The 14,642-nt window shown below is 61.7% G+C and carries 14 protein-coding genes; 2 read left to right on the forward strand and 12 right to left on the reverse strand.

Features of this window, described 5'->3' with window-relative positions; genetic code table 11:
* The 12 genes from ACFUOZ_RS05885 to ACFUOZ_RS05940 form a co-directional block, all read right to left on the reverse strand.
* Window positions 1–1,667, reverse strand: a 1,667-nt coding sequence (locus ACFUOZ_RS05885; RefSeq protein ID WP_377545702.1) for an FG-GAP-like repeat-containing protein, incomplete at its 3' end; no start/stop codon positions are given.
* Window positions 1,668–1,776: 109 nt separating this feature from the next.
* Window positions 1,777–2,832 carry a 2,3-butanediol dehydrogenase gene (locus tag ACFUOZ_RS05890; RefSeq protein WP_377545704.1) on the reverse strand — a complete coding sequence of 352 codons (1,056 nt, stop codon included), beginning with the start codon at window positions 2,830–2,832 and terminating at the stop codon, window positions 1,777–1,779.
* A 10-nt stretch (window positions 2,833–2,842) separates the two neighbouring features.
* A complete protein-coding gene (locus tag ACFUOZ_RS05895; protein ID WP_377545706.1) occupies window positions 2,843–4,633 on the reverse strand; it encodes an NAD(P)-binding domain-containing protein in 1,791 nt (596 codons plus the stop codon).
* Between the two features lie 126 nt (window positions 4,634–4,759).
* Window positions 4,760–5,209 carry a hypothetical protein gene (locus ACFUOZ_RS05900; RefSeq protein ID WP_377545708.1) on the reverse strand — a complete coding sequence of 150 codons (450 nt, stop codon included), beginning with the start codon at window positions 5,207–5,209 and terminating at the stop codon, window positions 4,760–4,762.
* A 198-nt stretch (window positions 5,210–5,407) separates the two neighbouring features.
* Window positions 5,408–6,568 carry an MFS transporter gene (locus ACFUOZ_RS05905; protein ID WP_377545710.1) on the reverse strand — a complete coding sequence of 387 codons (1,161 nt, stop codon included), beginning with the start codon at window positions 6,566–6,568 and terminating at the stop codon, window positions 5,408–5,410.
* Entirely contained in the window at window positions 6,558–6,908 is a 351-nt protein-coding gene (locus ACFUOZ_RS05910; protein WP_377545712.1) for a hypothetical protein, read from the reverse strand. The genes ACFUOZ_RS05905 and ACFUOZ_RS05910 overlap by 11 nt, the downstream gene beginning before the upstream one ends.
* On the reverse strand, window positions 6,905–7,627 hold the full coding sequence (locus ACFUOZ_RS05915; protein ID WP_377545714.1) for a cupin domain-containing protein: 723 nt from the start codon (window positions 7,625–7,627) through the stop codon (window positions 6,905–6,907). The genes ACFUOZ_RS05910 and ACFUOZ_RS05915 overlap by 4 nt, the downstream gene beginning before the upstream one ends.
* A complete protein-coding gene (locus tag ACFUOZ_RS05920; RefSeq protein WP_377545716.1) occupies window positions 7,624–8,769 on the reverse strand; it encodes a sedoheptulose 7-phosphate cyclase in 1,146 nt (381 codons plus the stop codon). Before ACFUOZ_RS05920 ends, ACFUOZ_RS05915 begins: the two co-directional genes overlap by 4 nt.
* Window position 8,770: 1 nt before the next feature.
* On the reverse strand, window positions 8,771–9,940 hold the full coding sequence (locus tag ACFUOZ_RS05925; RefSeq protein WP_377545718.1) for an acyltransferase family protein: 1,170 nt from the start codon (window positions 9,938–9,940) through the stop codon (window positions 8,771–8,773).
* Window positions 9,915–11,519, reverse strand: a complete 1,605-nt coding sequence (locus tag ACFUOZ_RS05930; protein WP_377545720.1) for an FAD-dependent oxidoreductase — start codon at window positions 11,517–11,519, stop codon at window positions 9,915–9,917. Before ACFUOZ_RS05930 ends, ACFUOZ_RS05925 begins: the two co-directional genes overlap by 26 nt.
* On the reverse strand, window positions 11,516–12,217 hold the full coding sequence (locus ACFUOZ_RS05935) for a hypothetical protein (protein ID WP_377545722.1): 702 nt from the start codon (window positions 12,215–12,217) through the stop codon (window positions 11,516–11,518). Before ACFUOZ_RS05935 ends, ACFUOZ_RS05930 begins: the two co-directional genes overlap by 4 nt.
* Window positions 12,218–12,504: 287 nt before the next feature.
* Window positions 12,505–13,278 (reverse strand): SDR family oxidoreductase, encoded by a 774-nt coding sequence (locus tag ACFUOZ_RS05940; protein ID WP_377545724.1) that lies wholly within the window; start codon window positions 13,276–13,278, stop codon window positions 12,505–12,507.
* Between the two features lie 160 nt (window positions 13,279–13,438).
* On the opposite strand from ACFUOZ_RS05940, the gene ACFUOZ_RS05945 reads away from it, so the two are divergent.
* Complete coding sequence (locus tag ACFUOZ_RS05945; protein WP_377545726.1) at window positions 13,439–14,035, forward strand: TetR/AcrR family transcriptional regulator; 597 nt, start codon at window positions 13,439–13,441, stop codon at window positions 14,033–14,035.
* Window positions 14,036–14,183: 148 nt separating this feature from the next.
* Entirely contained in the window at window positions 14,184–14,564 is a 381-nt protein-coding gene (locus tag ACFUOZ_RS05950; protein ID WP_377545728.1) for a hypothetical protein, read from the forward strand.
* Window positions 14,565–14,642 lie beyond the last annotated feature (78 nt).

Below are 14,642 nucleotides of genomic sequence, written 5' to 3' on the forward strand. Positions count from 1 at the left end.
CCGAACCAGCCGCCCGAGCCGTTGCCGGGGTATAGCCAGAGGGCGCCTGCGGTGTCCCGGGCGAGCACGTCCATGGTTCCGTCACCGTTGAAGTCGCCCGGGCCGATGACGGCGGTCATGACGTTCCAGCCTTGGCCGACCTGGGCCCGGCCGAACCAGCCGCCCGAGCCGTTGCCGGGGTATAGCCAGAGGGCGCCTGCGGTGTCCCGGGCGAGCACGTCCATGGTTCCGTCACCGTTGAAGTCACCCGGGCCGATGATGGCGGTCATGACGTTCCAGCCTTGCCCGACCTGGGCCCGGCCCAACCAGCCACTCGAACCGTTGCCCGGGTACAGCCAGAGGGCTCCTGCGCTGTCGCGGGCCAGCACATCGGCGGTGCTGTCACCGTTGAAATCACCTGAGCCGATGATGACCGTCATGACATTCCAGCCCTGTCCGACCTGGGCCCGGTCCAACCATCCGCCCGAGCCGTTGCCCGGGTACAGCCACAGGGTTCCTGCGGTGTCGCGGGCGAGCACGTCCGTCGTGCCGTCGTCGTTGTAGTCCTTCCTGGGTGTGGCCCCATCCAGCACCCTGACAGTATTGCTGAAGCTGGTCACGTAGATCTTGTTGGTCAACGGGTTCACTGCCACCGAGTGATGGCCTCCGGCGGCAACGATCGCCGAGGTATCTGTGGTCCCGTCGATCACCGTCACGGCATTGGGCGTGCTGCCATAGCTGTAGCCGGTGACGTAGATTTTGTTGGTCGCAGGGTTTACAGCCAGCGCGCTTCCACCGCCCCTTACGGTGGTTGGGGTGTTGGTGTCACCGTCGACCACTGTCACAGCGTCATCGCCGGAGACGTAGATTTTGTTGGTCCACGGGTTCACCGCCACCGCCGCCGGATGATTGGCTGTGGTGAGTTCCGCGTTGATGGTGTTGGTGGCGCCGTCGATCACGGTCAAAATGTTGCTGTCCCGATTGGCTACGTAAATTTTGTTGGTTTCCGGATTCACCGCCACGGACATCGGGTGGTATCCGGTGGTTATGGGAATGGTTGCTGTGGAGTTGGTGTCCCCGTCAATCACTGCCACGGTTCCCCCGTTCGAAGGGGCGACGTAGATGGTGTTGGTCACCGGGTTCACTGCCAGCTTGCCCACCCCGGTGGGTATGGGAATGGTTGCTGTGGTGTTGGTGTCCCCGTCGATCACCGCCACACGGCGGCCGTCACCGGCAGCGTAAACCTTGTTGGTCACTTCGTTCACTGCCAGCATCCCTGCGTCGGGGATGACTGCGAAGCCGATGTCAGCAACGGTGTTGGAGGCCCCGTCAATCACCCCCAGGGAGGCGCCGCACGCACAACCGGACCCGTCACCCTTTGTGAAGTAGATTTTGTTCGTCTCCGGATTTACAACCATCGACCGGCCATCACCGCTCCTTCCGGTCTGGATGGTCGCAGTGGTGTTGGTGGGCCCGTCGATCACGGTCACGGTGTCGTCATAGTTGTTGACGTAAATTTTGTCAGTCGCTTGGTTCACCGCTATTGCCGCCGACCTGGGCCCAGTGGGCAGAGTCGTATCTGCTCGCGCCGGGTGGGCGAGCCCTACGAGCAATAGAGAGCCCAGCATCACCGCAGAGGCTGATGACGCCACAACCCTCCGGTGGCCCAAGGCATCTTTGTGTTCCATGGCAGGTCCCCCCAGTCGCGTACGGCTTTTGCCAAATCTTGCCTGCAGACTACACCGCTGGAAGGTTGCCGTTCGGGATCCGGGGTGGACGCCCCAGGGTTGGACCCCCTCACGGATGAACGAGGATCTTCACCGCCGTGTCGTTGTGGTGGATCAGTGTGTTAAAACCCTTCTCCACCAGTTCCTCCAGTGCGATCCTGCCCGTGATGAAGGGCTTGAGGTCAACCTTTCCCTCCTGGACGAGCTTGATGGCCTCAGTGTGATCCCGGACGTAGGCGATGGTGCCGCGCAGATCGATTTCCTTCAGCACTATTTTCTGCATGTCCACCGTGGCCGGGTGGCCCCAAATGGACACGTTCACCACCACGCCGGCGGGCTTCACTGCCGTCAGCAGGGTGTCCAGCACCGCGTTGACCCCGGCGCATTCGAAGGCCACGTCCGCCCCAACGCCGTCGGTGAGCTCCAGGATCCGGGCCTGAAGATCTTCCTGGCTGGGATCAATCACATGATCTGCAACCCCGCTGGAGATCGCCTTCTCCTTGCGGGCTGCACTGAGTTCACTGATGACGGTGGTGACCCCCTGGCTTTTCAGAACGGCCGCCGTCAACAATCCGATGGGCCCGGAGCCACCCACCAGGGCGACATCGCCCGCTTTGGCCCCACTGCGCGTCACGGCGTGATGGGCTACGGACAGCGGCTCGATCAGGGCCGCTTCGTCCAGTGGAATGTCGCCGACCTTGTGGACCCAGCGGGTGTCGACCACCACCATGCTCCCCAGGCCGCCGCCTCCACCGGAGAGCCCAATGAAGCCCATCTTGGTGCAGAGGTGGTAGTTGCCGGCTTTGCAGGGCGGGCACTCATCGCAGACGAAGTAGGGCTCCACCACGACGTTGTCGCCGACTTCAAGAGCCTGAACGCCACCTCCAAGTTCCACGATGGTCCCCGAGAATTCGTGTCCCATGGTCACCGGTGCTTCTTCCTGTGACAGGGGATGGGGGTGCCCCGGCGAAGGCACAAAGATGGGGCCTTCGAGGAACTCGTGGAGATCGGTTCCACAGATACCGCACCATGCCACCTGGATCTTGACGGTGCCGGGCCGCACCTGCGGCTCGTCGACGTCGTCGATCCTTATGTCGTTCCGGGCGTGAAATCGTGCTGCTTTCAAGGCTGGCTCCTTAGCGCGTGTGGTGGGATGGCTGCAGGCTGTACACGGGGGTGGGCAGTCCCTCCATGCGGGCCTTGAGCTGCAGTGCGAGGTACTTGGAGTAGTGCCTGCTCTGATGCAGATTTCCCCCGTGGATCCAGAGGTTCTCGACATTGGTGGGCTTCCACATGTTGCGCAGTTCGCCCTCCCATGGGCCCGGATCTTTGGGGGTGTCGGAGCCGTAGCCCCAGCACTTGCCCACCTGGTCGGCGACTTCGGGGGAGACGAGGTCCGCGAGCCAACCGTTCATGGAGCCATAGCCCGTGGCGTAGATGATCACATCGGCTTCGAGTTCGTCGCCGTTGTCCATGATCACGGCGTTCCCGGTGATCTTGCTGACCTGGCCGTTGGCGAGTTTCACGCGACCGTCGATGATCAGCTGCGAAGCACCGACGTCGATGTAGTAGCCGGAGCCGCGTCGCAGGTACTTGAGGAACAGGCCTGAACCATCCACCCCGAAGTCCAGTTCAAATCCGGCGGCTTCGAGCTGGGAGTAAAAGTCGGCGTCGCGCTTTGCTATCTCTTGGTACACAGGCACCTGCGCGTCCGGAAGGATGCGGTACGGGAGCGAGGCGAACAGGAGGTCGGCCTTCTCGGTGGTCACGCCGTTGGCCAGTGCCCGCTCGGAGTAGAGATCCCCGAGGGCAAGGTCCATCAGCGATTCGCTGCGGGCGATGTGGGTGGATGAGCGTTGGACCATGGTGACGTCGGCGCCGTGCTCCCAGAGGTCCGCGCAAATGTCGTGTGCCGAGTTGTTGGAGCCGATCACTACTGCCTTTTTGCCGGTCCAGTCGCCGCCGCCAGGATGCTTGGAGGAATGGTATTGCTCGCCGAGGAAGGTCTCAGCGCCGTCGAAGACAGGGATGTTCGGATAACCGGAAACGCCGAGCGCGAAGACGAGTTGCCGGGGACGCAAGGTGACCCTTTCGCCGTCGCGAATGACATTGACCTCCCAGGTGCCGCTTTCCTCGTCCCAGCGCACCTTGGTGCATTCGGTGTTGGACCAGTAGTTGAGCTCCATGATGCTGGTGTAGTGCTCCAACCAGTCGCCGATCTTGTCCTTGGCTGCGAAGACGGGCCAGTCGTCGGGGAAGTTCAGGTACGGCAGGTGGTCGTACCAGACGGGGTCGTGCAGGTGCAGGGACTTGTACCGGTTGCGCCAAGCGTCGCCGGGACGGGCGTTCTTGTCGACGATGATGGTGGGCACGCCCAGCCGGCGAAGCCGCGCGCCGAGTCCAATGCCGCCTTGGCCGCCGCCGATGACCACCGCGTACGGCTGGTCCTCGTAGCCGAGGCGGGCGGCATCCTCCTCTCTGCGTTCCAGCCAGGATTTCCGACCTTTTTCGATATTGTGGGTGACCCCTTGTTCGCGGTTGGGGCCCTTCTTTTCTTCGAAGCCCTTGAGCTCCTGCATGGTTGTGAGGAGCGTCCAGCATTTGCCGTTGCGGAGCCGCAGGTGTGCATAGCCCCTGCCTTGCAGCGTTTCGAAGTTCACCCAGGCTTCGGGGTTGGCGGCGTCGCCCGTGGCGTCTTCGGCCAAGGTCCACTGGGCAGGCTGGACGTCTGCGAGTACGGCTTCCAGCATGTCCTTGATGGCGTCCTTGCCCTCGAGGGTTTTGAGATTCCAGGTGAAGGAGACGAAGTCGCGCCAATACGATTCGTCTTCGAAGAGTTCCAATACGGCGTGGATGTCCTGGCTGCGCAGAGCGTCGTCGAACTGCGTCAACCAGGCTTCCACCGCACCGTTGGCTGTGTCAGGCATGATTCCTCTTTCCGTTGCTGGCGAGGGGACACCATCCGGCACGTCATTGGCTGGAAAGTGGCCCACGTCACAAGTAAAGGGCGGAGGGGGTTACAAGAGGGTTACACGATGCGTCGCCTGTGGAAACTAGGCCCCAACAACCGAGTATTCACTCCTCAGTTTCGTGGACAGGCGTTCGATGTTCTTCGTTGAGGGACTCCCGGACGCGACGGCGCTGAAGTCGACCACCATCCAGTTGCTGCCCCGCACAATGTTGATGTCGCCCTGCCTGGAGCCGGCCAGGATCTTGTAACTCTTCTCAACGCTTTCCTGGTCCGGGTAGAGGTCCACCTGCACGTGCTCGGAACACAGCCGCTGGGCCGAGACCAACTTCACGCCGTCGCTCATGGGAACTACCGGATCGCCGACGGGCTGCGGATTGCACTCCAGGACGTCATCCACGGCAGCAAACGCCTCATCGATGGAGTTGAAAGAGTGAAGCTCAGAGGTGAGCTTTTGTTGCCCTGTGCACGCGGTGATGCCGGCAAGGACCAGGCACACAATTCCAATGGCCACTGAACGCTTGCGCTTCATCACGCATACCCCCCAAGGTTGTTGACGTCCTTTCAATGTAGCCGCAGGGGCGGACGTGGGTGCGGAAACGTTCGACGGCGCCAACGTACGACGGCGGTCGCGTCACCGTCCGCTGGTGCCCGCCGTTTAACCTGTGTGAATTGAGGGTGTCGCTGAGAGTTCGGCCCGATCTGTCCAACGTGCGTGGAACGCGCGATTGGATCAGGGACTTGCGGAGCTGCCTGACATTGCAGGCTCTTGTGCGCTTGTGCGTCTCTGCCTGAAGGCCAGCATGATGGCGGCGATGCCGAGAAGGCAAGCACCGAGGAGCGCGGGTGCTTGGACGGAGATCCCCACCAGCGTTGCTCCACTGGCGGATCCTGCCGCGATTCCTGTGTTGAACGCGACTACTGCGGCCCCGGAGGCTATGGTTTGGTTACCCAGGGAGCGGTCGAGGATTTCTGACTGCAAGAGCGTGGGCAGCAGCCCGAAGCACGTGCCCGCCAGTACTGCAGTTGCAAGCACAACGATGGGTGCTGAGAGCAGGGCGGCTCCAGCGAGGATGACAGCTTCGGCAACAATGACGATTAGGGCTCGTTGCAGGCGTCTGCTCCCTGCCAGCCGCCCGGACAGTGCTGTCGCAATGATGACAGATCCTCCGTAAACCCCCAGGACAAGGGACGGTTGGATTAGGACGTGGCCGGCCAGGGGCGCGATGAACGTGTAGTAGGCGAAGTGTCCAGCCAGCGCCACAGCGAGGATGAGGGCTATGGGGAGGAAGTGGCGGCTGGAACTTTCCATTGGCGTGGTCCCTGCTCGCGTCGTCGAGGTTTGCGGTCGGGGTGCGTAGATCATGGCCGCAAGGACGCCGCAGGATGCGATGGCAAGGGGGATGCGCCAGTCAAGGTAACTCAGCGATTCGGCTGCGGGTACACCGAGGGCAAGTGCGCAGCCGTTTCCAAGCAGTACCCTTGCGGTCGCTTTGCCGGTGTTATTGGGCGAGGCCGAGGCTGCAAGTGACAAGACCAGCGGGAAGAACGCACCGTGGGCGGCTCCTTGGATTGCTCGAAGGACCAGATACGTCGACATGTCCGGGGCCGTCGTCGTGGCGAGGCCAAGGGCTGCGAACGCGCAGGCTGTGAGGATCGCCGCCTGGCGGAGATCGAACCGTTGGGCGAGGGCGGAAAGGGGAAGCGCCATGATCGCCGTGCTGAGTGCGTAGAGGCTGGATCCGGCCGCAGCTGTTCCAAGGTCTGAACCAAATGCCCTGGCGATGTGTTCCAGCGAGCCGGTGGGGGCCATCTCGACTGTGACGGCGAAAAAGAGTGCGAAGGGCAGGGACCAAGCTGTTAGCAGCCCTGCCCTTCGCGTTTCAGATGGCACCTTCGCTTTCGGGCAACTCGGGAATCCTGGGCGGGAGGTTGCTGGTAACCGATTCAGGGTATGTTCTGACGCTTAGCAGGATCGTCTCCGTCTCGGCCCTCAGCGTCGCCTGTTCCTGAGCTGGTGCCAGCACCACGGACCCCGTTTCAAGCTTCCGGCCTTCGATATCGGCGTGACCGGAAAGGATGATGACGGCTTCGTGCACACCTTGGTCGCCTAGCGTAAGGCCTTGTTGGGGCGCCAAGGTCCAATGCTCGATGGTTTCTGTTTCGCTGTGCAGCATTCCGCGGCGGATCAGGCAGCTCCAGTAATCTTTCGTGTCTGGTGTATTGATGATCATGACGCCGGAGTCCTGAGCTCGACGGCAAACAGTTCCACATCGGAGTTTGCTGTCAGCCCGGCATTGGATCCGTTCGGGACCAGGAACGAGGTGGGCGCAGCGATGGTAGCGCTGGTGTCAGCGAAGGAAAGTGTGGCGCTGCCGTTATTCAGGAACCCTGCAATTTCCGTCCCCGGTTTTCCTAAGTTCAGGCTCTGTCCTTGGCTGAGGGTGTGGCGTTCGATGGCGGCAAGAGGGCCGTCAAAAGTCCCGTGTGTGCTGACGCGGGGAGTGGAGTGGAGGTCGTGGATGCTGGCCGGCATGGGTGATCTTCCTTCGAGCGGGCCGCCTTCGAGGCAGCTCTGAGTGTGTGGTGTGAGGGTTTCAATAACCCACCAGTTCAGGGTTGTTGTCCCGGTGTTACGCAAGCCGTGGGTATTTCCAGGTGTGGTCAGTGCGAGGGTTCCCGGACTGACTTGGTGCGGTGTTCCGTTGAGGAAAAACTCGCCGGTTCCATCCAGGACCAGGTAGATCTCCTCGGTCCGCGTGTGATGGTGTTCCCCGCTGACACCGCCGGGAGGGAGTGTCGCCCATTCCACGGCCTCTGTCGCGGATTCGAGCTCGCGCCGCGTATAAAAGGCTTTCCATCCGGTGGTGCCTGCAGCCCCGTGGACACCCAGGACGGTGGCGTGGCCGGAAGGAGTGCGGGGCCTCGGTGGCACTTTGGTGAGGATATTCATGCCGCGGAACCTGCCAGGTCGCGGGTCGTGGCATGGATGAGGACTTCCAGCGCAGCTTCGATGTCCCCGGATGTCAGGTCGTTGACGAAGGTCGCCGATCCGATTCCGGTGGGCAGGGGCAATCGCTGGAGTCCATTGCGGTGCCTGGTTGTGTCTATGAGGGCCGTCACCAGAACTTCGACGCTCATGGAGGGGTGGGTTACAGGCAGACCAAGCGCGCGCATGACGCTGAAGATCCGGCTGGACTGCTCGGGAGCCACGAGGCCACGGTGGACGCTGATGGCGGTCGTAAGGGCCATGTCCAAGCACACGGCTTCGCCGTGCAGAAGTTCAGGCAAGGCAGTCATTTCCACCGTGGGGGAGAAGGTATGGCCGTAGTCGACCAAGCGTTCCAGGGTCTGTTCCCAGAGGTTGGGTTCCAACTCCTCGAGCATCCCGGTAATGGCCTTGTCGATGATCTGCTGCTGGGCCTCGGTGTTCTGTTGGAACCGGCCAGTCAGTGCTTCGGCGCCATGCTCTTCGAGCAGGTTGAATAGTTCTTCGTCCTTGACCAATGCAATTTTAAGGATTTCCGCCAGCCCGTTGGAGACATGGCGCTGGTCCAGGGAGGCGAGGAAGGAGGTGTCGAGGAGGTTGCGGGAGGCGGCGAAGTAGGTACCGATTTTGTTTTTACCGGCGTGAAAGTTCACACCGGTTTTGACTCCGACGCTCGCGTCAACGATTCCGATCAGCGTAGTGGGCACTCTGACGAAGGGGGTGTTGCGGCGGTAGATGCTGCAGGCGAAACCAACGATGTCGGTGAGGACTCCACCGCCGATAGCGATGACGGGTTCCCGTCGGCGATCGAGCTTGAAGGTCTCGATGGCTTCGAGGACCGTTTCCACGGCGCTCCAACGCTTGTTTGTTTCGCCGTGTGGCAGGACCAGGATTCGGTATTCGGAGAGGTTCGCAGCGGCGTAGGCGCGGATCTTCTCGCCGTAAAGGTCGTTGACGGTGGTGTCGGTGACGATGAGCCGTCGTGAGCCGTGTTCTCCATCTACCAATGTCGGGTTGGCGGGGTCGAGGATGTCAAAGGTGGTTTCGACGCGGTACTGCACGTCCTGCTGGGCGGAGACGGTCCATGCGCGGTTGATGGTAGTCATTTCAGGCCTCTCGGGAGATGGTGGGTCGTGCGGGAAAGGGGTTACGGGAACGCAGTGCGTTGTTGGCCGGGACTTCGACCAGCCGCCACAGCAAATAGGCGCAGCCGAGGCTGAGCCCAAAGGCAGCGAGAATGGTGATGACGGCGGGCAATGGCGGAAGCGGGGCCGGACCGAGGATCTTGCGGGCCAGGGTCAGAACAATGTCGTGAACCATGTAAAACGCGAAGGACAACTCGCCTAAACGGACTGCTGCCGGGGAGGCCAGGACTGCCGGTGGGGAAGGGTCTTGTGCTGCGGCGACGACAAGCAGGAGCACGGGGATGACATAGGCTGCGTCCATTTGCCAGGTAATTGGCAGGAAAAGCGACCCTGCGTAGCCGAGGGCTGCGAGCAGGAGGGCAGGACCGAGCGGCACGGTCGGCAGGGTTTGCTCGCGAACCGCCCGGGCCGCGAGCATGCCCAGGGTGAATTCGAGCAGCCTGACCGGTGGGAGTGCGTAGACGGCCCAGATTTGCGGAATGGAGGCGCCGAACAACGGTGATTGGGCGTGGTTGGGGCCGAAGGCTTCTCCGGTGGGAAGGAGCCCGGCCGCCAACGGCGCCAAAGTGATCAGCCCGATCAGACCCACACCGATGAGAAGCACCCGGTGTCGTGGGATGCGGTTCACCATGGGCAGCACAAACGGGAACGCAATGTAGAAGAAAAGTTCGGCTGAGAGCGACCAGCTGGGGTGGTTGATGCTGAAGAAGGCAGTGTCGTCCGGTATCCAGGCGTGGACAAGCAGGAGGTTTGCGACAGCTTCACCCATTGTGGAGGCTCCAAGCCCGCCGATGGCCAGGGCAATGACAAAGGTCACGGCGTGGTTCGGAACGATCTTGGAGATTCGTCGCCAGATAAACCGTCCGGGAGTGTCCCCGGCGCGGGCAGACCACATCAGGACGAAGCCGGAAAGGATGAAGAAGAACGTGACGCCGAACCATCCGCCGTTTTTGAGAATGAACCGCAACGGTTCGACGATGTCTGAATTACCCAAGTAGAAACGACTCAGGCTGATGTGGAAGGCGAAAACAAGCAGCGCGGCGTAGAAGCGGAGCCCTGTTAGGGCGTCCAAGCGGCGTGCGGTTACCGGACGTGTTCCGGTCGGTTCAGGCAAGAGGGATGCTTTGGGCATGGGAGAACACTCCCTTCGGGTCGTAAGTGGCGCGTGCGCGTTTGAGCCGGGGCAGGTTGCCCTTGTAATAGAGGTCGAACGAGGTCAGTCCGGAGGTGTTCCAGTTGTTGTCATCCAGGTCGGTGTCCGCGTAGTTGACGAAAGCGCCATCCGCTGTGGAGCTCAGCGGGGGGACTCCGCCGGTGGAGGCGAACATGCCTTGGTAGGTGTTGCGGGTCCAGGTGATGTTGCTTTGGTCATCTTCAGGGTTGTCCCAGATGGAGACCACTTGAAACTTGATGATGGAGTCCCGTTGGGGAACAGCCGTCGCGTCCGGGGCAACGGTGTTGACGGCCCCTCCGTAGGAGGCGATCATCAGCAACGCTCCGGGGTTGGTGATGGCCGGGTCGTTCAGCCCGCGGTACGCGGCGGCAATCGCCTCAGGTGTGTAGGTACGACGCAGGTATGCGGATTTGCCTTTGAATCGTCTAGTGGAGTCCGGCCCGGTGAACCCGGTCCATTGCGTGGCCTGCATCCATGGCACGACTCGGCGCTGGACTACTTTTGCTGCAGGGACTCCCTCCGAAATGGCTGCCAGGTAGCGGTCCAGGACGCCTTTGGAATCCGGTGCTGCGGCATCGACGATGGTGTCCATGGTGATGGAGCCATTGCAGCGGTGCCAGGTTTTGAGCTGGGCAAAGAGGTTCGCCTCCGGCGTTCCGGCGGTCGCGTTCTTCTCGTGCCACTGACCGTGGTTGTTCAACAGACGGGTGAATGATCCTTCATCGATGTCATCCCAAGACCAGGAAATGGTGCTGAGCCAAACGTGACGCGGCGGTGATGGCAGAGCCTTTTCCGGCCGGCCTTCCTTGGCTGTGGGGCTGCGGAGCCAGTAGCGGGTTGCGACGCCGAAGTTCCCACCCCCTCCGCCGGTATAGGCCCACCACAGTTCATGGTGTTGGTCCTGCGCGTCCCGGGTTCCGCGGCTGACGGCGACTGAACCGTCCCGGCGGACGTGAACGGCTTCGACAGCAAGGAGGTGGTCAACGACGAGGCCGTCGCGGCGGTTCATCGATCCGTAACCACCGCCGGCGATGTGGCCGCCAGCAGCAACGGTGGGGCAATTCCCGGCAGGGACATAGACACCCCATTGCTTGTAGAGGAGTTGGTAGACCAGTCCCAGCTGCGCGCCGGCTCCTACCTCGAAGGCATTCATCTCCGGGTCCCAGCGGACTTGGTCCATGGCGGAGAGATCAATGATGGACTCCACCGCAGGATTGGCCACAAATCCTTCGTAGCAGTGCCCTCCGCTTCTGGCAGAAGGTTTCAGTCCCAGCCGCAGGACGGTGCGAAGTTCTTCGGCGACCTCGGCTGCAGTGCGTGGGAAGGCGATGCGCGTGGCCTGTCCTCTCCACCGCAGGTTTGTACCTTGTTGCAGGTCATCGAACTGTTCGGAAGCGGAGGTGATGACTTGATAGCCTCCGGCTCGGGCCTGGGTTTCGGCCGCTTCGGCGCGGGCAGGCGCGCCGCTTAGGGCGATGGCGCCCAGCAGTGCGCCGCTTGCGCTGAGTATCGACCGGCGGGAAGCGGTGAGGCTCAAGAGAACGCTCCGATCGCGATGGGGGTCCGGAGCGCGGCAGCGTCCTTTTCGTAGGGCAGGGCGCCGTCGGGCATGTTGATGATCTCGAGCTGGAGCCCGAAGGGAGAGTTGAGGTATACCCATCGGTCTCCGGCGATGGGTCCGTCGGTGATGGTCTCGGGTTCGCCCAACGTGGAGTAACCAGTGATGCTCCGGAAGAAGTTGACCGCCTGGTCCACGTCGTCGGCGTGGAAGGCAACGTGATGGCCGCCCACGTCGCTGTTTGCCGGACGGGGTGAGGGGGAGCTCCCGTGGAGTACTGCCAGCGGAAGTCCATGCTTGCTGCTGAAAAGGTAACCAGTGGCCCCGAACGCGGTGATGGCCTCGTCTTGGCCGAAAGCCAGCGTGGATGTCAGCTCGTGCTGGGCCTTTGCGAAGTCGTACCGGCCCAAAGCAACTGCTCCGAGGAGGCGCTCCACTGGTTTGTGCTGGATTGCCAGATGGATCCCGGAAGGAAGTGCGACCTCATACCCGTTGATGGGGTGCTCGATAGGGCGAACTGTCGCGTTTTCGTTGTAAAGTCTGGCGATCACGCGGTCAGGGTTCGGGGTCTGGAAGAGGAGGCAGAAGCTGCCTGCCGCTCCCGGGGGAGAGTCCCAGGAGCGGCGTTCGGCGCCAGCGTACTCGAAAAGTTCGAGGTTGATACCGCGAACGTTCATTGCGGTGACCGTCAATGATCAGGTTCCCCGTGCTCCCAGTTTCGCCGCCATCCATCCCGGTTCCCGATCAGTGATCGGGCCTTCCACGTAGCAGACCTCAGCGCCGACGGCGTTCTTAAGGTCATGGATCGCTTGGCGAAGTGATCTGACAGTGAGACCGAAATGGTCTATGCCACGAATTTGGGCACGGTTCATGATTCCCCCTGGATGTGATGCGAAAGAGGCCTAGTTTGGGCCCTGTGTGGTTGTGACGCAGATACGGTAAGCGTCTTGGTCGTTCTGGTGGGTTAGAGGTTGGTGCCGCCGGTCGCGTCGATCTTCTGCCCCGTGACCCAGCGAGCTTCATCGGACGCAAGGAAAGCGACGATGCTTGCGATGTCGTCAGGCTGGCCGACTCGGCCCAGGGCGCTGCTGGCAGCGACCCCGGCTTGGGCTTCTTCGTTGCCGCGCAGCCAACCAGCGTTAATGTCTGTGTCTACGACGCCAGGGGCGACCGAATTTACGGTGATTCCCTTGGGCCCGAGGTGCTTGGCGAGAGTCAGTGTGAAGGCTTCAATTGCGCCCTTGGTCAGGGCATAACCGATGATTTCCGGGAATGCGATGCGGGTGACGCCGGAGGAGATATTGATGATGCGGCCCCCGCTAGCGATCCGGGTCAGGCCTTCCTTGACGATGAAGTAGGGTGCGTTGACGTTGATGGCCTGCTGGGTAAGAAAGTCTTCCCGGCTGAAATCCTCGATGGCCCCGCGCAAGGTAACCCCTGCATTGTTCACGAGAACCTGAATCGGCTGGTTTAGAACTCCGGCTTCGGCAGCGGCTTTGTCGTAGGCGGCCCAAAAATCCTGTGCTGCGCTATCGCTTCCAAGGTCCGCCTGGAAAGCGAAGGCCTTGCCCCCGGCAGCCTCGATGGAGGCTGCGACATCGGCGGCTGCCTTCTTGTCCTTTCCGTAGTGGACAGCGACGATCAGGCCGGCTGTGGCAAGGCGGGCGGAGATTGCGGCGCCGATTCCGCGGCTGGCCCCGGTCACGACGGCGATGTTGTCTTTGTGTGTTTCGCTCATGGATGAGATACTTGCATACGTTTAGTGATCACTACAAGAAAGATGTCGGAAACTTATATGTGGCGCTCGCCACAGTATGAAAAACCACTCTCGTGGAGGCGGTCGGAATAGATACCGGCTGCTGGGGGCTCTTATTGAGAGGAACGACGAGAGGACGAAGATGTCAGGTAAAGCAGGCCAAGGCCGGAAATTTAGTATCGACGAAGCCCTTGAAGCAGCTACTTTGGTCTTCTGGGACAGCGGCTACGAGGGCACGTCTCTGGCGGAGCTCACAAAAGCCATGGGCATCAATCCACCCAGCCTCTACAAGGCCTTCGGTTCCAAGGAAGATCTCTTCTTCTCCGTCGTGGACCACTACAACGCAACCCACGGAAACTTCATGTCCATCGCCTTCGCAGAAGAAGACTCCGGGCTGAAGCTCATGCGCCGGCTGCTGATAGAAGCGGCCGACCACTACCCGTCAAAAACGTTCCCCGGAGGCTGTCTGGTGATCAGCTCCGCCGTCGCAGTGACCTCCGCGAACCGCCACGTCGCAGAGCGTCTGGCCAAAATGCGCAACGACAACATCATGGCCATGGCGGAAGTACTTACCCGCGACCGTGACGCCGGCAGGATCCCCCCGGACACGGACACCCATGCCATGGCTGGCTTTGTTGGAGCGACGCTGCAGGGAATGAGCCAGCAAGCCCGCGACGGCGCCAGTAAAGAGGACCTTCTCCGCATCGCCCACTACGCCATCAGCGCCATCGGAGCCTGATTAGCGACACAGGGTCGACGGCGGCAGCGTCCGACGGCGGTCGCGTCACCGGCCGCTTGTGCTTGCCCGGGGTTAGGCTGGGTTTTTGTAAGTTTTGGGGGAATGAATGAGACGTGGCTGGACGCTTTGCTGCGCAATGATCTTCCTGTTGGCTCTGTCCTCATGTGCACGGCCCAGCATCGAGGAACTGGGACGAATCGCCATCCGGGACCGCGCTGCAGAAGGCATGGACTGGTTCACCGGGTTCACCGCGGCCACGGATGTCTCCGACCGGGATGGGGTGCGCTCAATGTTGCAGGCAAACGACATCGCGTACTCGTTCGGTTGGGACGCAGATGGAAACTTTTACGCTGACCGGTACTACCGCGAACACTTAACCACCAGCGGGGGTTTGTGGGCTGAGCAGCGAACTGTCAACGCCTGTGTGCGATACACGGCAAAAGCCGAAGGTCCGGTCATGGCATCGGTTGCCTGTCCGGATGAGCCGCCGTTTACTGAGCGGGTCGACGAGCAGGTGGTCATTCCATGAGCCGGACATGTCGGGCTGCGCCGTGAAGAGGTCGTTGCCCGTCCGAACCGCGAGCAGTGACTTGGATGGGAACTCCGC

Source organism: Paenarthrobacter sp. NPDC057355, assembly GCF_042667405.1.
In the GTDB taxonomy this organism is placed as follows: domain Bacteria; phylum Actinomycetota; class Actinomycetes; order Actinomycetales; family Micrococcaceae; genus Arthrobacter.